The following is a 24532-nucleotide window of genomic DNA, read 5'->3' as shown; positions in this document are numbered from 1 at the left end:
AGGACCGACCCCCGGAACTGCTCCAGGAGCGGCCCCAGCGAGCCCTCGGCTATGGCGTTGGACGCGGGCCCGTTTCCACGGCGGTGCAGCGCCAGCGGAGGTCGGGGCCCAGTTCGAGGCGGAAGGCCAGGGCGCGGAGTTGGCTGCCCGCGGCGATGCGGGCGAAGACCTCCAGGGCGCCCTCGCCGGCGACGTAGTAGCCGAGGTCGCGGACGACCGGGCGGGTGCCGCGGGCGCGCAGGGGGCCGCGGGCGGCGAGGCGGGCCAGGTCGTCGTAGGCGCGGCCCGCGGTGTGGCGGAGCATCCAGTGGACCGGGCGCTGACCGCTGAGGACGGCCAGCAGGCGGTCCGCGAAGACGTCGGTGGGGCGAGGGGGCCCGGCGGCTGTCCGGGGGGCCGAGCGGGGCGGGCGGGTGGTCGTACGGCCGTCGGCGGACGCGCGGCGGGGGCCCGAGGCGGGGCGGCGGGTGTCGTGGCGGGTCGGCGGGCGGTGCCGGGGGCGGGAGTCAGGGGTGCGGCTCATGACCTTGTTCATGGGGGTCCCCGTTCGACGGCCCGGCGCATACCGGGCGGTAACTAGGTGGTGGGGATCTTGTACGGGGCCGGGGGCCGCGCGGCAAGGACGTGGCCGGTGGTGGCGAGGGGCCGAGGGGATTCACCCTCCGGAGGGATAGACAGAGGGGTGAGCCCCGAGATCATGCGGGTGTGCCGGGTGAAGGACGACGTGCGGGGCTGACGTTTCCGGGGTCTGTGCAGGGACTCGAAAGGGGACAGCCGCACGTATCCTGAAGGCCCTTCAAAACGACCAGGAAAGAGCGGCGAGCATGCGCGTCTACGTCCCCCTGACCCTCCCCGCTCTCGCCGCGGCGCACAGGACGGGTGAGCTGGGGGCCGGCCCCTTCGTCGGCTACGCCGTCACGCCCGCCCTGCGCGCCTGGTACCGCTCCGACGACGTCGAGGAGCTGGAGTACGCCGCGCTCGGCCGGGCCGCGGCGGCCTCTCTGCGGCTGCTCGCGGCCGACGAGGACGCGCCGCGGCGCCGGGTCGTGGTGGCCGTGGACGTGTCCGACGGCGCGGTCGTGGCCGCGTCCGACAGCGGGGCCGAGCCGGGCGAGGTGACCGTGCGGGTGACGGTGCCGCTCGCGAAGGCGGCGGCGGTCCACGCCGACGCCGACGACGCCGAGCCGGACGTGACCGCGGCGGCTCGGGCGCTGGCGGCGGCGGACGGCGGGGACGAGGCCGCGCGGTCCGCCGTGGACGAGGCCGAGGACCACGAGCTGCTGTGGTTCGCCACGCAGGAGATCCCCGGCCTCCTCGGGCGGGGCTGACCAGGCAGAACCGGCCGTCCCGGCGGGATTGTCAGTGGGGGCGGGTACGGTCTTGGGCATGGGGAAGCACGCACACGCGCACATCGTCTGGGACTGGAACGGCACGCTGTTCCATGACAACGAGGCGATCATCGAGGCCACCAACGCGGCCTTCGCGGAGCTGGGCCTGGCGCCGATCACGCTGGAGCAGTACCGGGCGTTGTACTGCGTGCCGGTGCCGAAGTTCTACGAGCGGCTGATGGGGCGGCTGCCGAGCCAGGCCGAGTGGGAGCTGATGGACGGGATATTCCATCAGCGCTACACGGAGCGGCGGGCGCGGTGCACGCTGACCGACGGGGCGGCGGAGCTGCTGCGGGGATGGCGTACGGCGGGGCACAGCCAGTCGCTGCTGAGCATGTACGGACACGAGGACCTGGTGCCGCTCGTGCGGGGGTTCGGGATCGAGGAGCACTTCGTGCGCGTCGACGGGCGGACGGGGCCGTCCGGCGGGAGCAAGGCGGAGCACATGGTGCGGCATCTGTCGTGGCTCGCGGGGGCGGTGGACCCGGAGCGGACGGTGGTGATCGGGGACGCGGCGGACGACGCGGTCGCGGCGCGGCATGTGGGGGCCGGGGCGGTGCTGTACACCGGGGGGTCGCACAGCAGGGCCAGCCTGGAGGAGGTCGGCGTCCCGGTGGTGGACACGCTGGCGGAGGCGGTGGAGGTGGCGCAGCGAATAGCTGTGTGACGGGGCGTTCACAGGTGCCCTGAGCTGGTGTCGGCGCCCGGCGTTCGTGCCGGCCGGGGGTCGGGTCGCTCACCGGCGCCGGCGGGTGCCGCTGCGCCCACCCGTGCCGCCCCAGCGGCACGACTGCCCGCAGCTAAGTGGGTCTCAGTTCACCGGCGCCTTCGCCCGCAGCACCTTGATGAACTCCCGCATCCAGGAGGGGTGATCCGGCCACGCCCGTGCCGAGACCAGCGTGCCGTCCGTCACCGTCTCCGTGTCCTGGAAGCTCGCCCCGGCGGCCTGCATGTCGGGTTCCAGGGCCGGGTAGGCCGTGACCCGGCGCCCGCGCAGGGTGTCGATCGCCGCGGTGAGCAGCGGACCGTGGCAGATCTGGGCGACCGGCTTGTCCGCGTCGAAGAAGGCCTTCAGGATCTTGCGCAGCTCGGGGTCATTGCGCAGGTACTCCGGGGCCCGGCCGCCGGGGATCACGAGGGCGGCGTACGCACTGGGCTCCACCTCGGCGAAGGACAGGTCCGCGGGCCAGGTGTATCCGGGCTTCTCGGTGTACGTGTCGTAGCCGGGCTCGAAGTCGTGCACGACGAAGCGGAGCGTCTTGCGGGAGGGGGCCGCGATGTCGACGTCGTAGCCCTCCTCGCGCAGCCGCTGGTAGGGGTACATGACCTCCAGGGACTCCGCGGCGTCGCCGGTGACGATGAGGATCTTCGCGGGCATGTCGGCACTCCTCCGGGACGGACGGGGACGGGCTCCCCGGCAACTCCTGGGCCGTACAGCTCTCAGGGTGCGGCGCAAGACGCCGGGCCGCTACCCCACCCCGCCCCCCCATCTGGCCGAATCCGGTTACGCCACTCGGGTGGTGCCGGGCGCTGTGCAGAACGTCAAAGTTTGACCCCCTGTTTTGTACACATACGGCTCATGACGGTTCCGGGGTGCGGGGCGATAGCCTTGTGGCGTGATCAGCGCGATAGCTCGCGGGAGCGATCAGGCTCCCGCCCTGCGCCCGGGTTGCACGGAGGACCTCCGTGACCGGGCGGCAGTCGCTGGTCCTCGCGGGCGGGACGGGGGCGCCGCTGCCCCCAGGACGCCAAGGCCGGCCCGGAACGCGACGGTGCCGAGAGCAGCGTCACACCACGTGGTCGTGTCGGAAACGGCCGAATACCCCCCGCTCATCCCGCCTGGCGGCATAGCGTCGGAACGGACCGGAAACTCCGGGCCGTGGCGTCGAGCCGCAGGGGAAGATCCCGTACTTCCTTCTACGTCACGCAACGGCGCGCGACAGGAGCCAGAGGACAATGCAGACCAAGCTGGACGAAGCCAAGGCCGAGCTGCTCGAACGGGCCGCTCGGGTAGCTGAGAACAGCCCGGTCGGGGGGCACCTACCGACCGGGTCGACGGGCGAGGGCTCCCCGGACACCCCGGACAGCGAGTCCACCCTCGCGTTCCTCCAGCGCTACTACCTGCACACCGCACCGGAAGACCTCGACGACCGCGACCCGGTGGACGTCTTCGGCGCCGCGGTCTCGCACTACCGGCTCGCCGAGAACCGCCCCCAGGGCACCGCGAACGTCCGGGTGCACACCCCGACGGTCGAGGAGAACGGCTGGACGTCCAGCCACACGGTCGTCGAGGTCGTGACCGACGACATGCCGTTCCTGGTCGACTCCGTCACCAACGAGCTGACCCGCGGCGGGCGCGGCATCCACGCCGTGATCCACCCCCAGTTCGTGGTCCGCCGCGACCTCACCGGCAAGCTGCTGGAGATCCTCCCCACCCCGGCCACCTCCGTCGACCCCGCCGAGCTGCCGCACGACGCGCACATCGAGTCCTGGATCCACGTCGAGATCGACCGTGAGACCGACCGCGCGGACCTGAAGGCGATCACCTCCGACCTGCTGCGCGTGCTCTCCGACGTCCGCGAGGCCGTCGAGGACTGGGACAAGATGCGGGAGGCGGCGGCGCGGATCGCCGGCGAGCTGGAGAGCGAGCCGGTCCCGGCCGACCTGCCGGAGGCGGAGGTCGCGGAGGCCCGCGAACTGCTGCGCTGGCTCGCCGCCGACCACTTCACCTTCCTGGGCTTCCGCGAGTACGAGCTGCGCGGCGACGACACCCTGGCCGCCGTGCCCGGCACCGGCCTCGGCATCCTGCGCTCCGACCCGCAGCACGACGAGGACGACCAGCACCCGGTCAGCCCCTCCTTCGAGCGGCTGCCGGCCGACGCCCGCGCCAAGGCCCGCGAGCACAAGCTGCTGGTGCTGACCAAGGCGAACAGCCGGGCCACCGTGCACCGGCCGTCGTACCTGGACTACATCGGCGTCAAGAAGTTCGACAAGGACGGCAACGTCGTCGGGGAGCGCCGCTTCCTCGGCCTGTTCTCCTCGGCCGCGTACACCGAGTCGGTGCGCCGGGTCCCGGTCATCCGCCGCAAGGTCGCCGAGGTCCTCGACCGCGCCGGCTTCTCGCCCAACAGCCACGACGGCCGCGACCTGCTCCAGATCCTGGAGACCTACCCGCGCGACGAGCTGTTCCAGACGCCGGCCGCCGAGCTCCAGTCGATCGTCACCAGCGTGCTCTACCTCCAGGAGCGCCGCCGGCTGCGCCTGTACCTGCGCCAGGACGAATACGGCCGCTACTACTCGGCCCTCGTCTACCTGCCGCGCGACCGCTACACCACCGGCGTGCGCCTGCGGATCATCGACATCCTGAAGGAGGAGCTCGGCGGCACCAGCGTCGACTTCACCGCCTGGAACACCGAGTCGATCCTGTCCCGGCTGCACTTCGTCGTCCGCGTCCCGCAGGGCACCGAGCTGCCCGAGCTGTCGGACGCCGACAAGGACCGCATCGAGGCCCGCCTGGTCGAGGCCGCCCGCTCCTGGGTGGACGGGTTCACCGAGGCGCTCAACGCCGAGCTGGGCGAGGAGCGCGCCGCCGAGCTGTTGCGCCGCTACAACAACGCCTTCCCCGAGGGCTACAAGGCCGACCACACCCCGCGCGCGGCCGTGGCCGACCTCGTGCACCTGGAGCGGCTGACCGAGGAGCCGGGCAACGACTTCGCGCTGAGCCTGTACGAGCCGGTCGGCGCCGCCCCCGACGAACGCCGCTTCAAGATCTACCGCAAGGGCGCCTCCGTCTCGCTGTCCGCCGTGCTGCCGGTGCTCCAGCGCATCGGCGTCGAGGTCGTGGACGAGCGGCCGTACGAGCTGCGCTGCTCGGACCGCACCACCGGCTGGATCTACGACTTCGGGCTGCGGCTGCCGAAGGCGCTCGGTGCCGGCAACGGCGACTACCTGGGAGACGACGGCCGCGAGCGCTTCCAGGAGGCGTTCGCCGCGACCTGGACCGGGCGCGCGGAGAACGACGGCTTCAACGCCCTCGTGCTCAGCGCCGGGCTGACCTGGCGCGAGGCGATGGTGCTGCGCGCCTACGCCAAGTACCTGCGGCAGGCCGGTTCGACCTTCTCGCAGGACTACATGGAGGACACCCTCCGCAACAACGTCCACACCACCCGGCTGCTCGTCTCCCTGTTCGAGGCGCGGATGTCCCCGGAGCGCCAGCAGGCCGGACTGGAGCTGACGGACGCGCTGCTGGAGGAGCTGGACGCGGCCCTGGACCAGGTGGCGAGCCTGGACGAGGACCGCATCCTGCGCTCCTTCCTGACCGTCATCAAGGCGACCCTGCGCACCAACTTCTTCCAGCGGCGCGCCGACGGCCACCCGCACGACTACGTGTCGATGAAGTTCGACCCGCAGGCCATCCCGGACCTGCCCGCGCCGCGCCCGGCCTTCGAGATCTGGGTGTACTCGCCGCGGGTCGAGGGCGTGCACCTGCGCTTCGGCAAGGTCGCGCGCGGCGGTCTGCGCTGGTCCGACCGGCGTGAGGACTTCCGCACCGAGATCCTCGGCCTGGTCAAGGCGCAGATGGTGAAGAACACCGTCATCGTGCCGGTCGGCGCCAAGGGCGGCTTCGTCGCCAAGCAGCTGCCGGACCCGGCGCAGGACCGGGACGCGTGGCTCGCGGAGGGCGTCGCCAGCTACAAGACGTTCATCTCGGCGCTGCTGGACATCACCGACAACATGGTCGGCGGCGAGGTCGTCCCGCCGAAGGACGTGGTGCGGCACGACGGCGACGACACCTACCTGGTCGTCGCGGCCGACAAGGGCACCGCCACCTTCTCCGACATCGCCAACGGGGTCGCCGAGAAGTACAACTTCTGGCTCGGCGACGCCTTCGCCTCCGGTGGTTCGGCGGGCTACGACCACAAGGGCATGGGCATCACCGCGCGCGGCGCCTGGGAGTCCGTCAAGCGGCACTTCCGCGAGCTGGGCGTGGACACCCAGTCCGAGGACTTCACGGTCGTCGGCATCGGCGACATGTCCGGTGACGTGTTCGGCAACGGCATGCTGCTGTCCGAGCACATCCGCCTGGTCGCCGCCTTCGACCACCGGCACATCTTCATCGACCCGAACCCGGACGCGGCCACCTCGTACGCCGAGCGCCGCCGCCTGTTCGAGCTGCCCCGCTCCAGCTGGGCCGACTACAACACCGAGCTGCTCTCGGCGGGCGGCGGGATCTTCCCGCGCAGCGCCAAGTCGATCCAGCTCAACGCGCACATCCGCGAGGCCCTGGGCATCGAGGGCAAGATCGCCAAGATGACCCCGGCCGACCTGATGAAGGCGATCCTCAAGGCGCCGGTCGACCTGCTGTGGAACGGCGGCATCGGCACCTACGTCAAGTCCTCCGCGGAGTCGAACGCGGACGTCGGCGACAAGGCCAACGACGCCATCCGCGTCGACGGCGCCGACCTGCGCGTCAAGGTCGTCGGCGAGGGCGGCAACCTGGGTCTGACCCAGCTCGGCCGCATCGAGTTCGCCCACCAGGGCGGCAAGATCAACACCGACGCGATCGACAACAGCGCCGGCGTGGACACCTCCGACCACGAGGTGAACATCAAGATCCTGCTGAACGGCCTGGTCGCGGACGGCGACATGACCATCAAGCAGCGCAACAAGCTGCTCGCCGAGATGACCGACGAGGTCGGCGCGCTGGTGCTGCGCAACAACTACGCGCAGAACACCGCGCTCGCCAACGCGCTGTTCCAGGCCAAGGACATGCTCCACGCCCAGCAGCGCTTCCTGCGCCACCTGGTGCGCGAGGGCCACCTGGACCGGGCCCTGGAGTTCCTGCCGACCGACCGCCAGATCCGCGAGCGCCTGAACCAGGGCCAGGGCCTGACCGGTCCGGAGACGGCCGTCGTCATGGCGTACACGAAGATCACGGTCGCCGAGGAGCTGCTGGCCACCTCGCTGCCCGACGACCCGTACCTGCGCGGCCTGCTGCACGCGTACTTCCCGACCGCCCTGCGCGAGCGGTTCGCGGAGGCCGTCGACAACCACCCGCTGCGCCGCGAGATCACCACCACGGTGCTGGTCAACGACACGGTCAACACGGGCGGTACGACGTATCTGCACCGGCTGCGTGAGGAGACCGGCGCCTCCCTGGAGGAGATCGTCCGCGCCCAGACCGCGGCCCGCGCGATCTTCTGCTCGGCCCCGGTGTGGGACGCGGTGGAGGCCCTGGACAACAAGGTCGACGCGGCCGTGCAGACCCGCATCCGGCTGCACTCGCGCCGCCTGGTCGAGCGCGGCACCCGCTGGCTGCTCAACAACCGGCCGCAGCCGCTCCAGCTCGCCGAGACGGTGGAGTTCTTCGCCGAGCGCGTCGAGCAGGTCTGGCAGCAGTTGCCCAAGCTGGTGCGGGGCGCGGACCTGGAGTGGTACCAGCACGTGTACGACGAGCTGTCCGCGGCCGGCGTCCCGGACGAACTCGCCACCCGTGTGGCCGGGTTCTCCTCCGCCTTCCCGGCGCTCGACATCGTCTCGGTGGCCGACCGCATGGGCAAGGAGCCGCTGGATGTCGCCGAGGTCTACTACGACCTCGCCGACCGCCTCGGCATCACCCAGCTGATGGACCGCATCATCGAGCTGCCCCGCAACGACCGCTGGCAGTCCATGGCCCGCGCCTCCATCCGCGAGGACCTCTTCGCGGCGCACGCGGCGCTCACCGCGGACGTGCTCACCGCGGGCAACGGCGCCTCGTCGCCGGAGCAGCGCTTCGCGGCCTGGGAGCAGAAGAACGCCCCGATCCTGGGCCGGGCGCGCACCACCCTGGAGGAGATCCGCAGTTCGGACTCCTTCGACCTCGCCAACCTGTCGGTGGCGATGCGGACGATGCGGACGCTGCTGCGCACGCACTCGTAGCGATACCGCGCAGGCGGGTGGGACGCCCCGGTCCGATGGAGAATCGGTCCGGGGCGTTCCCTTTCTTGCCGTCCTTTGTACAAAGGAGATAGGCGGATTTACCGTTTCCTGCTTATCAGTGTGTTTCGGATAGGGTCTGCGCTGTAATTACCTGGGCTTCCGCGATTGGGTGTTCCAGCAGAATGCACGCAGCACAGTCTGACCTCGAAGAACAGCTGAGCCGCCCGGAGCCCGCGGGCGGCGGCGCACGGGCGGCCCGTGTGGTGCCGCAGGTGGCCGCGGTGCTGGTGGTGGCCCTGCTGCTGGCGGTGATCGTCCGGCTGCCCTGGATCGGCGACCTCGGCATGCACGCGGCCACGATCCAGCGGCTCTCCCACAGCCTGCTGCACCCCGGCAACCCCCTGGTCGACGCGGACACGCCGAGCCCGTACTACTCGCCGTGGATGCTGCTGCTGGGCGCGCTCGCCAAGGTGACGGGCCTGTCGGTGTTCGTGGTGCTGCGCATCGGGGCGCTGGTGGGGCTGACCCTGCTGGTCACCGGGGTGTGGCGGTACGTCAGGACGCTCAGCGACCACCGTGCGGCGCCGGCGCTGGCGCTGCTGAGCCTGGTGCTGCTGTGGGGGACGGCCGTCCTCAACTGGAGCGGGTTCATCGGGCTGCACTCCCTCGCCCTGACCATCTCCTACCCGAGCGTGTTCGCGCTCGGCCTCAGCTTCCACTTCTGGGCCTGGCTCACCCGTGCGCTGCGGACGGAGGCGTCCTGGGGGCGGTGGCCGGCCCTCGGGGTGCTGTGGGCGCTGATCCTGCTCTGCCACCAGTTCACGGGCGTCGTCGCCACGCTCGGGGCGCTGGCCATGGTCGTCTCCGCCCGTCCGGGGCGTCAGGTGTGGCTCCGGCTCGGGGGCGGTCTGCTGCTCGGGGCGGTGCTGCTGTGGGTGTGGCCGTACTACGACTTCTTCTCGCTGTTCTCCGCCGGGGCGGATCTGGAGGCCATCCACAAGTCGCTGTACCAACACCTGTTCGAGCGGTTCGGGCTGGTGCTGCTGGGGGTGGCGGCGCTGGTGCCGCGGCTGCGGCGGAACCGGTGGGATCCGCTGGCGCTGTTCTTCGCGCTGGGCGTGCTGGTCGTCGTGGCGGGCGGGCTGACCGGGCACTACTCCTGGGGCCGCGCGATGCCCGCCGCGCTGATCCCGGCGCAGCTCGCGGCGGCACTGGAGGCGGTGACCGCGGGGCGGCGGGCCGTGCGGGCCGGGTGGGCATGTGTGCTCGGACTGGCGCTGGCGGTGGGTTTCTGGGGACAGGCGGGGACGATCGGGTACGCGACGGGGAAATCCGCGCTGCCGTCCGTGCTCGCCGACAAGTACGAGGCGCCGTGGGTCGGTTACCACTGGATCACGCCGTGGGTGCGGTACGGGGATGTGGTGATGGCGCGGACGGTGCCGGCGCGGCAGATCCCGGCGTACGGCGGGTACACGGTGGCGCCGGGGTATCCGGATGTGTTCCTGCGCGATTCGGCGCAGCGCTCCGCCGCGGTGTCCCGGTTCTTCGCGCCGGGGACATCGGCGGCGGAGCGGCGGGGGATGCTGCGGGAGTACCGGGTGCGCTGGGTCGTCGGCCCGGCGAACCTGGCCGGACCGGGCCTGCGGAAGGTGACGACGGGTCCTGCGCACCAGGTCCTGTACCGGGTGATGCCCTGAGCTGGAGCGCCCCGAAGGGGCGCGGGGAACTGCGTGAGCGGCCACGACGTAGCCGCGGTCGCCCACGCAGCTCGACCCCCGTGGCGCTATTTCAGCAGGCTCGCCACCAGCTTCGCCGCCTTGCGGACCCTCGGCCGGGCGATCTTGTGCAGGACCGGGCGGATCACCGCCGTCGCCCCCACCGGCTCCCAGCGGAGCTGCAAGCGGCCGGGGTTGCGGCCCTCCGGTTCCACCGTGACCAGGTGCGGCGTCGCGCCGGAGCGGTAGTCGACGCGGGTCGTGGCCGCGGGGAAGTCCAGCGGGGCCAGCAGGACGCCGGAGTTCCACAGGCCCTGCTGGTTGAGGCGGACCAGGGGATGGCGGATGCCCTGGAAGCCCTGGAGGGGCAGACGCGCGTCGGCCAGGTCCAGCCGTACCGTGCCCTCGAAGACACCGGGGCTGACCGGGTCGAGCCGGAACGGCACCGTCATCCGGCGCCCGCCGGGGGAGACGATCAGACCGGCGCGCTGGGGCCCGACCGGGAGCCGCAGACCGGGGTCGTACGTGCGGATGGCCAGCGTGAGGGTCGCCCCGCTGCCCCGGCTCAGCTCCGTGATCTCGTGCCGGAACTGCGCCGTCGGGAACGGCCGCGTCTCCAGCTCCAGATCGGCGATGCACAGCTCCCGCCGCCCGCGCTCGGTGTCCGGGACGCTGTCGCCCCAGTACGGCACGCCCGCCGCGTCCGTCGTGACCTGGCGCGGCGCCACCTCCTGGCCCAGCCCCCGCGCCGCGAGCCGCGCGTCCGCGAGGCGGCCGGAGCGCAGCAGTTCGAGGACGACCCGCTCGGGCCGGGGCAGCCGGGCGAACGCGCCCGGCGCCAGGGTGTCGAGGTACGGGTTCATGATGTCCGCGAACGCGGTCAGCCACTCCTCGTCCCGGTACGGCAGATCGCCCGCGTACATCCGGAAGTCGTGCTTAAGGAACTTGAAGTCCTTGTCCTCGCGCAGCCCCGCGTGCCCGCTCTCCACCAGGAAGTCGTCGATGAGGCGCTGGACATGGACGCGGTCGCGGACGTTGCTGACCTTGTGCCGCTGGTTGGAGATGGACGCCGACGCGGCCGCCGCGTACGGGTCGATGTACCAGACGTAGACCGGGTCCGGGATGATCGTGAACGCCTTGGCCAGGCAGTACGCCTGGGCCGAGAACAGCTGGTCCTCGTAGTGGATGCCCTCGGGGAAGCGCAGTTCGTGCCGGTCCAGGAAGGACCGCGCGTACATCTTGCTGGTCGACAGGTGCTCGAACAGCAGCCGCGGGTCGTCCTCGATGCCCTCGACCGTGCGCCGCTCGGCGACCAGGTGCGGCATCCATGTCGTACGCCGGCCGTTGTCCACCCGTACCCGGCGCACCGCGCCCATGGTGAAGTCGACCTCGCGCTCGCGGTGCGCGGCCAGCAGCAACTCCACGGCCTGCGGCGGGAGTTCGTCGTCGCTGTCCAGGAACATCAGGTACGGCGCGCGGGCGATCTCGATGGCCCGGTTGCGCGGGGCGCTGCACCCGCCGCTGTTCTCCGGCAGCCGGAGATAGCGCACCCGCGGGTCCTCCGCCTCCAGGCGGCGCGCCACCGCGGGCGTGTCGTCGGTGGAGTGGTCGTCGCTGATGACGATCTCGATGTTGGCGTGCGTCTGCGCGCGCAGCGAGGCGACCGCCCGCGGGAGGCGGGCCGCGTCGTTGTACACGATGACGGTGACCGTGACGTCGGGGGTCGTGGCCGCTTGCGTCATGCCGTGGCCTCCTCGGGGGTCGGAGCGGGGGTGCGGTCCTCGATCGGCAGCACCGGTGGCAGTGCCTCCTCCGGCTCGCCCAGGAACACCCGGCGTACCACCCGCTCGGCGGCGCGGCCGTCGTCGTACTCGCAGAACCGGCGCCGGAAGGCGGCGCGGGCCTTGGCCGCGGTCTCGTCGCGCCAGGCGCCGGAGCGGAAGATCTCCGTCAGCTCCTCCTGGGTGCGGGCGACCTGGCCCGGATGGTCGGTCATCAGGTCGAAGTAGACGCCGCGGGTGGTGCGGTAGGTCTCCCAGTCGTCGGCGTAGACGACGATCGGGCGGTCCAGGTTGGCGTAGTCGAACATGATCGACGAGTAGTCCGTGACCAGCGCGTCGGCGGCCAGGCACAGCTCCTCGACGGGGTCGTAGGAGGAGACGTCGATGAGCCGCCCGGAGCGGCGCAGGCCGGTCAGCGGGGAGGTGGCGCCGCCGTAGAAGTAGTGGGCGCGCACCAGCAGGACCGTGTCCTCGCCGAGCCGGTCGGCGAGTTCGGCGAGGTCGAGGCGGGGGGTGAAGCCGGCCTCGTAGTCGCGGTGGGTGGGGGCGTAGAGGATCGCGGTCTTGCCGGGGGCGATGCCGAGCCGGGCGCGGGCCGCGCGGACCGCGTCGGCGCCGCTGGTGTAGAAGACGTCGTTGCGCGGGTAGCCGTGGTCCAGCGAGGTGTAGCGGGCCGGGTAGGCGCGCTCCCACATCCGGGTGGAGTGGCTGTTGGCGCTGACGCTGTAGTCCCAGCGGTCGATGCGGGCCAGCAGCGCGTCGAAGTCCAGCCCCTTGGCGGCGGCCGGGTGTTCGATCTGGTCCAGGCCCATGCGCTTGAGCGGGGTGCCGTGATGGGTCTGGAGGTGGATCGCGTCGGGCCGCTTGACCACCGCGTTGGGGAAGTTGACGTTGTTGACGAGGTACTTGGCGGTGGCCAGCACCTCCCAGTAGCGGCGGGTGCCGGGCACCACATGGTCGGTGCCGGGCGGCAGCAGGGCCGTGTTCTCCTTGGCCACCACCCACACCGGGTGGATGTGCGGGGCGAGTTCGGCCAGCTTGGCGGCGATCGCGGCCGGGTTGCAGGCCACCCCGCGCTCCCAGTAGGCCGCGAACACCGCGAGGTTCGGGTCGATCGGGCGGCTCAGGGCGCGCCGGTACTGCTGCTCGCGCAGCTTGGCGCCGACCTGGCGCTTGCGGGTGCGGACCGCCTTGCGGGCGGCGCGGCGGGTGCGGTTGGCGGCCTGGAACGCGCGGTACTTCGTGTACGCGCCCTCCTCCAGCAGCGCGTGCCGTACGCCCTCCACGCCCGCCGGGTGCTCGTAGCGCTCGGGGCGCCAGCGCACCGCGGCGAGGGAGGCGCGGCGGAAGAACTCGCGGGCCACCGCGTCGGGCAGGTTCTCGCCGGCGAAGGTGCGCACCAGGTCGCGCATCATCAGGTCGTAGAGCACCACGCGCGGGGCGCGGCGGTCGCGGGCGAGCGGCATCAGCGCCTCGTAGCGCTCCACCAGCTCGAAGCGGTCCTCGGGGGCGAGCGGCGGCAGGCTCTCCGGGCGCAGCTCCCGGTTCTCGTACGCCACCTGGTTGAGGCAGGCGACGCGGTCCGCGCACAGCAGGGCGGCGCCGGCGGCACGCGGTTCGTCGTCGGTGTTCAGCCGCTCCTCGTGGGCCGCCCAGAACTGCCTGCGCAGGGCGCGGTTGCCCAGCAGCGGGGTGAGCCGCAGCAGGTCGGCGGCCTCGTCCAGCGGGAGGGCGGCGCGGCCGACGGCGGCGAGGAAGCGGCCGTCGCGGGAGGGGCGGGCGGCGGCCTGCCAGGTGGTGGTGAGGTGGTCGAGGAGGAGGACGTCCACGGAGTCGTCCAGCTCGGCGGTGCGCTCGGCGATCAGGCGGGGGGCGCCGGCCGGCAGCCCGTCCTTGGCGTGCACGAAGTGCAGCCAGCGGCCGGTGGCGCGGGCGGCACCCGCGGCTCGGGCGGCCGCGTCGGTGGTGCCGTCGGGCAGTGGGACCACGACGGTGCCGGGGGCGTGGCCCTCGGCCGTCTCGCGGGCCCAGTCACCGACCGCGGCGACCACGACCTCGGCGTCGGACAGGGGGTGCGCTTCGAGGGAGTCGAGCAGTTCCGTCAGATGCCCCTGCGCGTTGGGTCCGTAGACGATGACGCTGAGTTGGGGCATCGCGATGGACTCCTTCGGCTCGTCGGTGGAGGATCACCCTTCATAACATACTGTCATCAAGCGGATGAAAGGGATGACCACGTTCGGGGTAAGAAGAAGGGGACCCGGCAGTTAGACAGACGTTCCGGGTCCCTGGTTGCCCTCACGGCCACCTTCATGTGGTGAGGGGTTTGTGAGCGCGTTACGCGGCCTTCTTCGGGGCGGGATTCTTCTTGTTCGACTTGTCGCCGGTGAAGGCCTCGTACTCCTTGAGGACCTCCTCGGTGGGGCCGTCCAGGCGCAGCTCGCCGCGCTCCAGCCATAGCGTCCGCTCGCAGGTGTCGCGGATCGAGTTGTTGTTGTGGCTGACCAGGAAGACGGTGCCGGCCGTCTCGCGCAGCTCGCGGATCCGCTCCTCCGAGCGCACCTGGAACCTGCGGTCGCCGGTGGCCAGCGCCTCGTCGATGAGGAGGACGTCGTGGTCCTTGGCGGCGGCGATGGAGAAACGCAGCCGGGCGGCCATGCCGGAGGAGTAGGTGCGCATCGGCAGGGTGATGAAGTCGCCCTTCTCGTTGATCCCGGAGAAGTCGACGATGTCCTGGTAGCGCTCCTTGATCTGCTCGCGGGACATGCCCATGGCGAGGCCGCCGAGGTAGACGTTGCGCTCGCCGGTCAGGTCGTTCATCAGGGCCGCGTTGACGCCGAGGAGGGAGGGCTGGCCGTGGGTGTAGATGTGGCCGTTCTCCACCGGCAGCAGGCCGGCGACGGCCTTGAGCAGGGTGGACTTGCCGGAGCCGTTGGTGCCGATGAGGCCGATCGCCTCGCCCTTGTAGGCGACGAACGACACGTTCCTCACCGCGTGCACCCGGCGCACGCCGGCGGCCTTCTCGGCCTGCTTGCGGCGCATGATGCGGTTGAGGGCGGCGGTGGCGGAGCCGCGGCCCGAGCCGGTGCCGTTGATCCGGTAGACGATGTCGACGCTGTCGGCGACGACGGTGGGGATCCGCTCGCTCTGCATGGTCTGCCCGGTCTGCTGGGTTTGATGGGTGGTCTGCTGGGTGCGCTCGGTCTGCTCAGCCACGGCCGTACGTCTCCTCGGCCTTCCAGAAGTAGACGAAGCCGCCGACGCCGGCGAGCACGGCCCAGCCGAGGGCGATCGGCCACACGTGCGCGGGCAGCTGCTTGGCGTGGAAGCTGTCGATCAGCGCGTAGCGCATGAGGTCGATGTAGACCGCGGCCGGGTTGGTCTGGAGGAGGACCGTGACGGTGTGCGGCAGGTGGTCGTTCTTGGTGAGCTTGTCGATGCTCCACATCACGCCGGACACGTACATCCAGGTGCGCAGGATGAACGGCATCAGCTGGGCGATGTCCGGGGTCTTGGCACCCCAGCGCGCCATGATCATCGCCACGCCGGCGTTGAAGGTGAACTGGAGGATCAGCGCGGGGATCACCAGCAGCCAGGAGGCGCTGACCGGCACGCCGAAGCAGAGCAGGATGACGACCAGGGCGGCCATCGAGAACAGCAGCTGCTGGAGCTGCTGGATGCAGAAGGAGATCGGCAGGGCGGCGCGCGGGAAGTGCAGGGCGCGCACCAGGCCGAGGTTGCCGGAGATCGCGCGGGTGCCGACCTGGATCGAGCTCTGCGTGAACGTCCACACGAACACGCCGGTGACCAGGAAGGGGATGTAGTCCGGGACGCCCTTCTTGGTGCCGAGCAGGACGCCGAAGATGAAGTAGTAGACCGCCGCGTTCAGCAGCGGCGTCATGACCTGCCAGATCTGGCCCAGCTTCGCCTCGCTGTACTGCGCGGTGAGCTTGGCGGTGGCGAAGGCGGTGATGAAGTGGCGCCGGGCCCACAGCTGGCGGACGTACTCCGGCAGGGAGGGGCGGGCGCCGCTGACCGACAGGCCGTGCCGGGCGGCCAGCGCCTTGAGGTCGTCGGCCGGGGCCTGGATCGGGGGCGGTGTGTCGAGGACCTGGCTCACATCCGCTGCTTTCGCTCGGGGGGAGGGGGGTGCCACGGCTCCGACTGTGGCCGGAACCGGGGCGGGCCGGTCCCGTCGTCCGGCGTTTCCTTACGTTTCTCTTCACGTACTCTTACGACGGGACGGGACCGTATCGTCGCAACGTGAGCGTAGAACGTATTGACGCCGCAACGCAACCGTTTCGTCGTAACGCCCTATGCTGGTTGCCATGACCACGAACGCCGCCGGGCCCGTAGAAGAACCGGCCAAGCGCGCGCGCCGCCGTACCCCTGCCGGGGCCGCGGTGCTGCGCCCGGATGTGACCGAAGCCATCCGGGCGGCCGTCTTCGAGGAACTGGCCGCGGTCGGCTACGCGCGCATGAGCATCGAGGGGATCGCGCGGCGGGCAGGGGTCGGCAAGACGGCGGTGTACCGCCGCTGGCGCTCCAAGCTGCACCTGGTGCTCGACGTGGTCTCCGCGATGGCGGTCCTCGGCCTGCCGGTGCCGGACACGGGCTCCCTGGAGGGCGATCTGCGGCTGCTCTACGAGGTGACCTCGCGGGCGCTGCGCCACCCCGTCGCCTCCCAGATCATCCCCGACCTCCAGGCGGAGGCGGCCCGCAACCCCGATATCGCGGAGGCGTTCCAGAAGGCCCTGCGCGACGGTCAGGAGGGCGTGGCCAGCAAGGTCATCGCGGCGGCGACGGCGCGCGGCGAGCTGAGCCCCGACCTGGACCCCGACCTCGCCCTCGACCTCATCTCCGGACCGCTGTACTGGCGCTCGGTGGTCATCCGCTCCCCGAAGCCACCGAAGGGCTACCTGGAGAAACTGGCACGGGCTACGGCGGGGGCGCTCAAGGCGCTGTGAGGCGGCTCGGGCGCAGCCAGGCGCGAGGCTGGGTGCGATGTTTCAGGGCGAGATGAGGCGGCGGGCGAGGACGGCCAGCTCCGGTGCCCGCAGTACCCGCCCGCCGAAGCCGGGGAGCGGCACGTGCAGGACACGCGTCCACCGCTTCGGCACGGCCCCGATCCCGTACACGGCACCCGCCAGCGCCCCGGTGACCGCCGCCACGGTGTCCGTGTCGCCGCCCAGGTCCACGGCCGCGCGCACGGCCGCCTCGTACGACGCCGTCGTCCGCAGCGCCCACACGGCGGACCCCAGGCAGGGCCACACCGCGCCGTTGAACTCGGTCGCCTCGTCCGGGTGCCAGCCGGGCGCGAGCACCACCGCGAACCGCTCACGCTGACCGGCCCGCACCGCGGCGAGCGCCTCCGGTACGGCGTCCAGCGGGTCCCCGCCGGCCAGCGCGACCCGGATCAGCTCGTGCAGCACCGCGGTGCCCTCGCCGGCGGCGGGATCGCCGTGGGTCAGGGCGGAGAGACGGCGGGCGGCGTCGAGGGTGGCGGTACGGCCGCGCTGCGCGAAGTACACGGCGGAGGGGGCGGCCCGCATCAACGCGCCGTTCCCGGCGGCGCGCTGATTGCTCCGGAAGTGCAGGGCCGCGGCGGTGTCCCAGGGGTGCCCGCCGGTCAGCACCGCCTCCGTCTGCAACCCGATGTCCTTGGGCTCGGCCGCGGCCCAGCGCTGGAAACGCCGGAAGACGTCGGGGAGGTCGAGTCCACCGCGCTCCAGGAGGGATTCGCCGGCGAGTACGGCCAGCTGCGTGTCGTCGGTGGCCTCTCCGGGGTCCCAGCCGCCACCGCCGCGCATCTCGTCACCCGCGGTCGGAAAGCGATCCGAGAAGGCGCCCTCGGGCCCGAACTCGAACGGTGCGCCGAGCGCATCGCCGACGGCGGAACCGACGACGGCGCCGACGGCTCGGTCGACGGCGGAGGGACGACCCAGAGTCATCGGCTCAGGGTAGTTCCCTCGGGGGCGCGGGCGCGGGGAACTGCGTGAACAGCCGCGATGTACCCGCGCCCGGTGGTCCGAGCCGTGCCCCCGCGGTGGAATCCGATCAGTCCTTCAGCAGCTTGTCCCGGACCGGAATCCACTCCAGGGCCGAGCGGATGCCCTCTTCCAGGGAGAGTTTCGGGGTCCAGCCCAGCAGGCGTGCCGCGCGGTCGCTCGTGGTGTAGCCACCGGCCACGTCACCCGGCCGGGGATCCGCGTCGACCGTGGCCAGCGGTGTGCTCACGACGTTGTTGAAGGCCGCGCACAGCTCGCGGACCGTGGTGCCGGACCCCGTGCCCAGATTGATCGCGATCGACGGCGCGGACGCGGTGAGGATGGAGTCGAACCGCTCGATCGCCGCGATGTGGGCCGCGGCCAGGTCCCAGACGTGCACGTAGTCGCGGATGCCCGTGCCGTCGCGGGTCGGGTAGTTCACCCCGGTCACCGGGAACGGCGTACCCGCCTGGTGCGCCCGGATCAGCATCCCCAGCGCATGGCTGGGCCGCTTGAGCTGGAGGCCGGTACGCAGCAGCGGGTCGGCGCCGATGGGATTGAAGTACCGCAGGGACAGCACCCGCATCTCCCCGGCCGCCGCGATGTCGGCGAACATCTCCTCGCACACCGCCTTGGTCCGGGCGTACGGACTCTGCGGCGCCAGCGGCGAGTCCTCGGTGACCGGCGAGCCGTCCTCCGCCCGGTAGATGGAGGCCGAACTGCTGAAGACGAGCCGGTCGCACCCGTTGCGGCGCAGATGCTTCACGAACGCCAGGCTCTTGGTGACGTTCGCCTCGTAGTACCCGATCGGGTCCGCCACCGACTCCGGCACCACGATCAGCGCCGCGCAGTGCACCACCGCGGAGATGTCCGGGTGCTCGGCGAAGATCCGGTCCACCAGGGCGCCGTCCGCGATGTCGCCCTCGTAGAAGACCCGCCCCCCGGTGAACTCGGCGCGCCCGCGGACCAGGCTGTCGAGGATCACCGGGGTGATCCCCGCGTCCAGACAGGCCGACGCGACGGTGCTTCCGATGTAACCCGCTCCACCGGCGATGAGGACAGACACGTTGATTCTCTTCCCGGTCTCGTTCCAGACCCAGTAGTTCCAGACGGCCCAGCGGCTCCCGGTACGGCCAAGAGCCCCCGACACAGTACGAGCAAGCGGCCCGCGGCGTCAGCGCAGCAGCCGCCGCAGGCGTCCGCGCAGTATCCGGACGAGCCCGGACACCCCCGTCGCCACGCGCAGCGCCAGCGCGCCGGAGTGCGTCGCGTACGGCTGTACGAGCAGCGCGCCGTGCCGCAGGTCGGGCACGACACGCCGGCGCAGCCGCCCCGCGCCCGCGCGGGCGGCCGCCGTGACCTCGCGCTCCGCGCCGTCCGCGAAGTGCACGGTCAGCCGCAGGTCCCAGACGCCCTCGCCGAGCGCGCCGACATCGAGGGGCAGCTCGGCCGACCAGAGGTCCGGGCCCGCGGGGACGAGGGCGGCCGTCGCGCGCCGCCGGGTCCGCGCGTCGTCCCGCGCGTCCCAGCGCACGTCCAGCTCGCGCGGCCCCGCCTCGGCCACCCTGCCGTACAGCTCGTGCAGGCGCAGCGTGAGGGTCCCGGTGCCCGCGCGTGGCCGCACCTCCGCGTCCAGCGCGAGCGGGAGCGCCTCGACGGGGCTGGTCAGGAAGGCGGCGAGGGACACCTCGGGGAGGTCCTGCGACCAGACCGGGGTGCCGTCCGGGGTGCGGGCGTACGGCGGCAGCAGCCGGCCCGGACGCGCGGCGAGGTCCCGCAGCCGGGGCAGGTCGCGCGGCTCGGGCGACGCCAGGAGCAGCCGGCCCAGCAGCCGGCCGGGGGCGGCTGGGTCCTGCTCCCAGTCGGCGGCGTCGTAGCGCCCGAGATACTCACGGGTGTGCGTCCACCACGCGCGCCGGTACTCCGCGTCGCGCAAGCCCAGCTCCCGCGCGTACATCCGCACGTCGTGGTCGAGGAACTTGGCCCGCGCCGCCCGCGCCAGCTCCTTCTGGCCGGCGGCCAGCAGAATGTCGTACGCCAGCGCGCACGCCCGCGTGCGCGCCTGCCAGTTGTCGATGTGCCCCCGGTCCAGGGAGAGCGACAGCCGCTCGGCGGCGCGGCGCACATGCCAGACGTAGACCCGGTCCGGCACCAGCGCGATGCGCGGGTCACCGGCCAGGACGCGGGCGGTGAAGACGAAGTCCTCGTAGAGGAAGCGGCCTTCGGGGAAGCGGATGCCGTGCTCGCGCAGGAAGTCGGTGCGGTACAGCTTGTTGACGCACAGCGTGTCGTGGACCAGGCTCAGGCGCTCGGCGGGGCGCGCGAGGACGGAGTGCGCCGTGTACAGGGGCTTTTGCCAGGGCTGTTCACGCCCCGAGGGCAGCTCCCGGCGCACGCACAGCCCGCTCGCCACCGCGGCCCCCGCCCCCTCGGCGGCGGCCAGCAGCGCGTCCACCGCACCCGGCGGCAGCACGTCGTCGCTGTCCAGGAACATCACGTACGGCGCCGTCACCGCGTCGATCCCGGTGTTGCGCGGGCTGCCGCAGCCACCGCTGGTCTCGTCCCGCCGGATCACCCGCAGCCGGTCGTCGGCGGCGGCCATCCGGTCGAGCAACTCGGCGCTGCCGTCCGTGGAATGGTCGTCGACCGCGACGACCTCCGCGACCGCGGGTCCCTGTGCGAGCGCCGAACGGACCGCGTCGGCCACGTGGGCACGATCGTTGTAGCCGATCACGACGACACCGACAGAGCCGGTGCGCCGCGCTCTCTGTCGGGTCTGTGTGTTCGCTGACTGGGCGGGCGAGTCGGGAAGCATGGAGTCCACAGGCCGGGAGCGTAGAAATATTCGGTAATACCCCGTTAAGAGAGGCTTAGTGTTCGGTCTGGTAGACGGTCGGAATCGAGACGGGGTTGTGCCCTTTGCTCACCCTTTACCTTCGCCGCGCCGGTGGCCCGCCACAGCCGGACGAAGGACAGCACCGCCGCGGCGGTCAGCAGCCCGTTGCGGCCCAGCATCAGCAGGCAGCCGGCCCAACTGCCCCCGATCACCTGCCCGTAGCACAGCGGATACACCACCGTGCTCAGCGCGGACGCCGCCAGCACCAGCACCGCCACCGGGCGCTGGCCGGTGTGCCGCGAGACCAGGCACACCGCGGCGAGCCCGAGCAGCCAGACCATGTACTGCGGGCTGATCACCCGGCTGGTCACCGTGAACAGCAGCACCGCGCACAGCGCCGCGTCGGCCGGTGTCGCCCCGGTCCAGCGCCGCGCCCGCACCCGCCACAGCACCAGCAGCCCGAAGGCGAGTGCCGTCAGCGCGAGGGACGCGGCGGCGACGACGGGCACGTACGGGCCCACCAGTTCGATGGCGCCGTACTGGTAGTGGGGCCGCCCCGGCCAGCCCGCGTGCCGGGCGAGGTTGAGCGCCGTACCGCCCAGCGACTCGATCTGCACCCCGCGCCCGCCCTGCTCCGCCAGGAAGGACAGCGGATGCCGGAACGCGACGGACAGCAGCCCCAGGACGACGGTCCCGGCAGCCGCCGCCCACGTCCACGCGCTGCGCGTCGCCGCCCCGCGGGGCGTGCCCAGCAGCACCAGCGCGGGCCAGCCCTTCACCAGCGCGCCGAGCGCCCCGAGCACCCCGCCCGCGCGCGGGGAGCGCGCCAGCGCCAGCAGAGAGAGCACGGCGAGGGCGGTGACCTGGACGTCGTAGCGCGCGAGCGGCAGGTGCAGCAGCAGCGGCAGGCCGCCCGTCCACAGCGCCGCGCCGAGCAGGCTGCGCCCCGGCCCGCGCCCCGCGCGCACCAGCGCCCCCGCGATCAGTGCGTCCGCGAGCAGCGTGAGCGTCACGAACGCCTGGACGTACGACAGCCCCGGCAGCAGCCCCGGCGCCAGCAGCACCGCGCCCGCGCCCGGCGGGTACTGCCACAGCGTGTCGTGCACCGGGTAGGACCCCTGTTCGAGCACGCCGTACCAGTGGACGTACAACCGACCCACCTCGCGCGCCACCGAACCGCCGCTGAGCAGCGGCGAACTGTCGTGCGCGAGCAGCCACAGCATCGACGCACGGGTGGCGAGCCAGCAGACGGTGAGCCGGGGGACCGGGCCGGGGGTGACACGGAGACGCTTCATCGCGTTGGAGCCTAAGCCGGGTGGATGGAGTATCAGCGGCGATACGCCGCAATCACCCGCAAACATCGTGTCATCGCAAAAGATCGGGCCGTGGTGAACGTCGGGCTCCCTGTGGATGCTGTGGAAACCGTGCCAGCGCCGTCGCGGAAGCCGCCCGGAGCGCGGGGGCGGCGCGGGGCCGTGGTCGGGGTACCCGCGGCGGTGATGCTGATGCTCGGCCTGTGCGGGCTGGACCGGGGCGGCATGTGGCGGGACGAGGCGGTCACCTTCCAGGTCGCGCGGCGTACCGTGCCGCAGATCTGGCGGCTCGTGCACGGCGTCGACGCGGTGCACGGGCTGTACTACGTCCTCATGCACGCCGTGCTCGCCGTGCACGCCGACGAGGTGACGCTGCGCCTGCCGTCGGTGGCCGGGGCGGTGGTGACGGCGGCCCTGGTGGCCGAGGCGGGGGCGCGGCTGGCGGGGCCGCGGGTGGGCCTGTGGGCGGGGCTGCTGTACGCCGTGAACCCGATGGTCGGCCACTACGCGCAGGAGGGCCGCTCCTACGCGCTGGTCGCGGCCGGGGTGATGGGGGCGACGCTGCTGCTCCTGCGCGCGGTGGAGCGCGGCGGATGGTGGGGGTACGGCCTCGTCCTCGGCGTCACCTGCTGGCTGCACGAGTTCGCGGTGCTGGTGGTGCCGGCCCACGCGCTGACGCTGGCGCTGGCCCGCGTGCGGGGGCGGGTGTGGCGGGGGTGGGGCTGCGCGGCCGGGGCGGTCCTGGTCGGTCTGCTGCCGATGGTGGCGGAGTCGCGGGCGCAGGCGGCGCAGGTGGCGTGGCTGCGCAGGCCGACGGCGGAGACGGTGGCGGGCCTGGCGCGGCAGTTCTTCGGCGCCTCGGAGGGGGTCTACTGGGTCTGCCTGGGGCTCGCGGCGGCGGGCCTGCTGGCGGGGGCGGCGGAGATGGCGGGGGCGGCCGGGCGGAGGGGGAAGGCGGGGAAGGCGGGGGTGGCCGGGCGGACGGGGAAGGTGGCGCTCACGAGGGTGGCCGGGCGCAGGGGGAAGGTGGCGCTCGCGGGGGTGGCGGCGCCGCTGGCGGTGGTGCCGCCGGCCGTGCTGATGCTGGTCTCGCAGTCCTCGCCACCGCTGTACGTCGACCGGTACGTGCTGTACGCGCTGGCGGGGGCGCCGCTGCTGGTGGCCGGCGGTGCGGACTGGGTGGCGGAAGGGGCGGCCCGCCTGGTCACCGCTGCCCGGTCACGAAGCCGCCGTCCGGTGGCCGGCGGAGTGGGCTGCCTGCTCACCGCCGCCCGGTCGCGAAGCTGCCGCCCGGTGGTGGGAGGTGTGGGTTACCTGCTGCCCGCCGTCCGGTCGCGAAGCCGCCGCCTGTCGGCGGGAGGCGCTGGCCGCCTGCTCACCGCCGTCTGGTCGCGAAGCCGCCGTCCGGTGGCGGGAGGGGCGGCCCGCATGGTCCCCGCCTCCTGGTCGGGAAGCCGCCGCCCGGTGGTGGGAGGGGCGGCCCGCATGGTCCCCGCCTCCTGGTCGGGAAGCCGCCGCCCGGTGGTGGGAGGGGCGGCCCGCATGGTCCCCGCCGCCCGGTCGCGAAGCCGTCGCCCCGAGCGCCGGCCCGAGCCGCACCCGGCGCGCCTCCCGGTGCCCGCCCCCGCCACCCTTCTCGGCGCTCTCGGCCTCCTCGCCCTCGCCCTCGTCCCCCTCCAGCAGTTCTCCCTCCTCCGGCAGGACCGGGACCCCGCCCGGCGTCCGGACGACCTCGCGGCGATCGCGCGGGCGGCGGCGCACGGGGTACGCAAGGGGGACGCGGTGCTGTACCTGCCGGCGTACACGCGCAACACCGAGCTGGCGTACCCGGCGGCGTTCCGCGGGACGCGGGATCTCGCGCTCGCGCGGGCCGGGGACGTGTCCGGGACCCTGTACGGGGTGGAGGTCCCCGCCGCACGGGTGCGGCAACGGGTGGCCGGGGTCCAGCGGGTGTGGGTCGTCGCCGACCGGGCCGTGCTGGCGGGGCGGTGGACCCCGCGCGACCCCGGTGAGCGGGCCAAACTCGCCGTGCTCCAGCAGGAGTTCACGGTGCGCGGCGAGGCCGTGCGCGGGCGGACCGTCGTACGGCTCTATGTACGGCCCGTCAGTCCCGCGGGCTCCCGGCCTCCGTCGCCGCCGCCGCGTCCAGTGCGCTGGTGAGCCGGTCGAGGCGGGCGCGCAGGTCGGCGATCTCGGCGCGGTCGAAGCCGGTGGAGCGCATGACGCGGCGCGGTACCGCGAGGGCCCGCTCGCGCAGGGCCGTGCCCTCCTCGGTGAGCAGGACCCGCACCGAGCGCTCGTCCTCGACGCTGCGCTCCCGGCGCACCAGGCCCGCCGCCTCCAGCCGCTTGACCAGCGGGGACAGTGTGCCGGAGTCGAGCCGCAGCTGTTCGCCGAGCTTCTTGACCGGCAGGTCGCCCTGCTCCCACAGCACCAGCATCACCAGGTACTGCGGATAGGTGAGGCCGAGGTCCTTGAGGATCACGCGGTAGACGCCGTTGAAGGCGCGGGACGCGGCGTGCAGCGAGAAGCAGATCTGGTTGTCCAGGCGGAGCCAGTCCGTCTCGGACCCGGCGGGAGAAGCGGTCATGGGTCCA

The 24532-nt window shown here is 72.6% G+C and carries 17 protein-coding genes; 6 read left to right on the top strand and 11 right to left on the bottom strand.

Translation table 11 applies throughout. The features are described from left to right. Positions 1-49: 49 nt before the first annotated feature. Complete coding sequence (locus AC069R_RS01965) at positions 50-535, bottom strand: Rv3235 family protein (RefSeq protein WP_478763674.1); 486 nt, start codon at positions 533-535, stop codon at positions 50-52. Positions 536-824: 289 nt separating this feature from the next. Between AC069R_RS01965 and AC069R_RS01960 the strand changes: the two genes are divergently transcribed. Both AC069R_RS01960 and AC069R_RS01955 read left to right on the top strand, forming a co-directional pair. Beyond that, the gene (locus AC069R_RS01960; RefSeq protein ID WP_478763673.1) at positions 825-1328 is read left to right on the top strand and encodes a DUF6912 family protein; all 504 of its coding nucleotides are present in this window, start codon (positions 825-827) and stop codon (positions 1326-1328) included. 58 nt (positions 1329-1386) lie between these two features. Continuing rightward, positions 1387-2055, top strand: coding sequence for an HAD family hydrolase (locus AC069R_RS01955; protein ID WP_478763672.1), 669 nt, complete (start codon positions 1387-1389; stop codon positions 2053-2055). Positions 2056-2199: 144 nt separating this feature from the next. Here AC069R_RS01955 and AC069R_RS01950 read toward each other — a convergent pair whose 3' ends face one another. Beyond that, complete coding sequence (locus AC069R_RS01950; RefSeq protein ID WP_478763671.1) at positions 2200-2766, bottom strand: DJ-1/PfpI family protein; 567 nt, start codon at positions 2764-2766, stop codon at positions 2200-2202. A 578-nt stretch (positions 2767-3344) separates the two neighbouring features. Between AC069R_RS01950 and AC069R_RS01945 the strand changes: the two genes are divergently transcribed. Beyond that, positions 3345-8306, top strand: a complete 4962-nt coding sequence (locus tag AC069R_RS01945; protein ID WP_478763670.1) for an NAD-glutamate dehydrogenase — start codon at positions 3345-3347, stop codon at positions 8304-8306. Positions 8307-8488: 182 nt separating this feature from the next. Next, positions 8489-10003, top strand: coding sequence for a hypothetical protein (locus tag AC069R_RS01940; RefSeq protein WP_478763669.1), 1515 nt, complete (start codon positions 8489-8491; stop codon positions 10001-10003). Positions 10004-10089: 86 nt separating this feature from the next. Here AC069R_RS01940 and AC069R_RS01935 read toward each other — a convergent pair whose 3' ends face one another. The 4 genes from AC069R_RS01935 to AC069R_RS01920 all read right to left on the bottom strand — a co-directional run bounded on the left by AC069R_RS01935 (position 10090) and on the right by AC069R_RS01920 (position 15919). Continuing rightward, positions 10090-11763 carry a glycosyltransferase family 2 protein gene (locus AC069R_RS01935; RefSeq protein WP_478763668.1) on the bottom strand — a complete coding sequence of 558 codons (1674 nt, stop codon included), beginning with the start codon at positions 11761-11763 and terminating at the stop codon, positions 10090-10092. Beyond that, entirely contained in the window at positions 11760-13955 is a 2196-nt protein-coding gene (locus AC069R_RS01930) for a CDP-glycerol glycerophosphotransferase family protein (RefSeq protein ID WP_478763667.1), read from the bottom strand. Before AC069R_RS01930 ends, AC069R_RS01935 begins: the two co-directional genes overlap by 4 nt. Before the next feature lie 181 nt (positions 13956-14136). Continuing rightward, positions 14137-14952, bottom strand: coding sequence for an ABC transporter ATP-binding protein (locus AC069R_RS01925; RefSeq protein ID WP_478763700.1), 816 nt, complete (start codon positions 14950-14952; stop codon positions 14137-14139). Positions 14953-15007: 55 nt separating this feature from the next. Further along, a complete protein-coding gene (locus AC069R_RS01920) occupies positions 15008-15919 on the bottom strand; it encodes an ABC transporter permease (RefSeq protein ID WP_478763666.1) in 912 nt (303 codons plus the stop codon). A 208-nt stretch (positions 15920-16127) separates the two neighbouring features. Between AC069R_RS01920 and AC069R_RS01915 the strand changes: the two genes are divergently transcribed. Further along, complete coding sequence (locus tag AC069R_RS01915) at positions 16128-16766, top strand: TetR/AcrR family transcriptional regulator (RefSeq protein ID WP_478763665.1); 639 nt, start codon at positions 16128-16130, stop codon at positions 16764-16766. Positions 16767-16808: 42 nt separating this feature from the next. Here the strand turns inward: AC069R_RS01915 and AC069R_RS01910 are convergent, their stop codons facing one another. The 4 genes from AC069R_RS01910 to AC069R_RS01895 form a co-directional block, all read right to left on the bottom strand. After that, the gene (locus tag AC069R_RS01910; protein WP_478763664.1) at positions 16809-17750 is read right to left on the bottom strand and encodes an ADP-ribosylglycohydrolase family protein; all 942 of its coding nucleotides are present in this window, start codon (positions 17748-17750) and stop codon (positions 16809-16811) included. 106 nt (positions 17751-17856) lie between these two features. Continuing rightward, positions 17857-18852, bottom strand: a complete 996-nt coding sequence (gene galE, locus AC069R_RS01905) for a UDP-glucose 4-epimerase GalE (protein WP_478763663.1) — start codon at positions 18850-18852, stop codon at positions 17857-17859. Positions 18853-18960: 108 nt separating this feature from the next. Then, positions 18961-20601: a glycosyltransferase family 2 protein gene (locus AC069R_RS01900; protein WP_478763698.1), complete on the bottom strand. Its 1641-nt coding sequence runs from the start codon at positions 20599-20601 to the stop codon at positions 18961-18963. A gap of 44 nt (positions 20602-20645) precedes the next feature. Next, entirely contained in the window at positions 20646-21917 is a 1272-nt protein-coding gene (locus AC069R_RS01895) for a glycosyltransferase 87 family protein (protein WP_478763662.1), read from the bottom strand. A gap of 204 nt (positions 21918-22121) precedes the next feature. On the opposite strand from AC069R_RS01895, the gene AC069R_RS01890 reads away from it, so the two are divergent. Continuing rightward, a complete protein-coding gene (locus tag AC069R_RS01890) occupies positions 22122-24095 on the top strand; it encodes a glycosyltransferase family 39 protein (RefSeq protein ID WP_478763697.1) in 1974 nt (657 codons plus the stop codon). On the opposite strand, the gene AC069R_RS01885 is transcribed toward AC069R_RS01890, so the two are convergent. Next, positions 24040-24525, bottom strand: coding sequence for a MarR family winged helix-turn-helix transcriptional regulator (locus AC069R_RS01885; RefSeq protein WP_478763661.1), 486 nt, complete (start codon positions 24523-24525; stop codon positions 24040-24042). The two genes, AC069R_RS01890 and AC069R_RS01885, sit on opposite strands and share 56 nt — an antisense overlap. Between the last annotated feature and the right edge of the window lie 7 nt (positions 24526-24532).

The sequence above is a fragment of the Streptomyces sp. NPDC043952 genome (assembly GCF_056435325.1).
Note: the sequence above shows the minus strand (reverse complement) of the source record. Positions and strands in the feature narration are given on the sequence as shown.

Bases quoted from the DNA above. Each gene is read 5' to 3' on its own strand.
- AC069R_RS01960 (WP_478763673.1), top strand. From the start codon at position 825: ATGCGCGTCTACGTCCCCCTGACCCTCCCCGCTCTCGCCGCGGCGCAC.
- AC069R_RS01910 (WP_478763664.1), bottom strand. From the start codon at position 17,750: ATGACTCTGGGTCGTCCCTCCGCCGTCGACCGAGCCGTCGGCGCCGTC.
- AC069R_RS01890 (WP_478763697.1), top strand. From the start codon at position 22,122: ATGCTGATGCTCGGCCTGTGCGGGCTGGACCGGGGCGGCATGTGGCGG.
- AC069R_RS01950 (WP_478763671.1), bottom strand. From the start codon at position 2,766: ATGCCCGCGAAGATCCTCATCGTCACCGGCGACGCCGCGGAGTCCCTG.
- AC069R_RS01940 (WP_478763669.1), top strand. From the start codon at position 8,489: ATGCACGCAGCACAGTCTGACCTCGAAGAACAGCTGAGCCGCCCGGAG.
- AC069R_RS01965 (WP_478763674.1), bottom strand. From the start codon at position 535: ATGAACAAGGTCATGAGCCGCACCCCTGACTCCCGCCCCCGGCACCGC.
- AC069R_RS01915 (WP_478763665.1), top strand. From the start codon at position 16,128: ATGACCACGAACGCCGCCGGGCCCGTAGAAGAACCGGCCAAGCGCGCG.
- AC069R_RS01955 (WP_478763672.1), top strand. From the start codon at position 1,387: ATGGGGAAGCACGCACACGCGCACATCGTCTGGGACTGGAACGGCACG.
- AC069R_RS01895 (WP_478763662.1), bottom strand. From the start codon at position 21,917: ATGAAGCGTCTCCGTGTCACCCCCGGCCCGGTCCCCCGGCTCACCGTC.
- AC069R_RS01885 (WP_478763661.1), bottom strand. From the start codon at position 24,525: ATGACCGCTTCTCCCGCCGGGTCCGAGACGGACTGGCTCCGCCTGGAC.
- AC069R_RS01945 (WP_478763670.1), top strand. From the start codon at position 3,345: ATGCAGACCAAGCTGGACGAAGCCAAGGCCGAGCTGCTCGAACGGGCC.
- AC069R_RS01900 (WP_478763698.1), bottom strand. From the start codon at position 20,601: ATGCTTCCCGACTCGCCCGCCCAGTCAGCGAACACACAGACCCGACAG.
- AC069R_RS01925 (WP_478763700.1), bottom strand. From the start codon at position 14,952: ATGCAGAGCGAGCGGATCCCCACCGTCGTCGCCGACAGCGTCGACATC.
- AC069R_RS01930 (WP_478763667.1), bottom strand. From the start codon at position 13,955: ATGCCCCAACTCAGCGTCATCGTCTACGGACCCAACGCGCAGGGGCAT.
- AC069R_RS01935 (WP_478763668.1), bottom strand. From the start codon at position 11,763: ATGACGCAAGCGGCCACGACCCCCGACGTCACGGTCACCGTCATCGTG.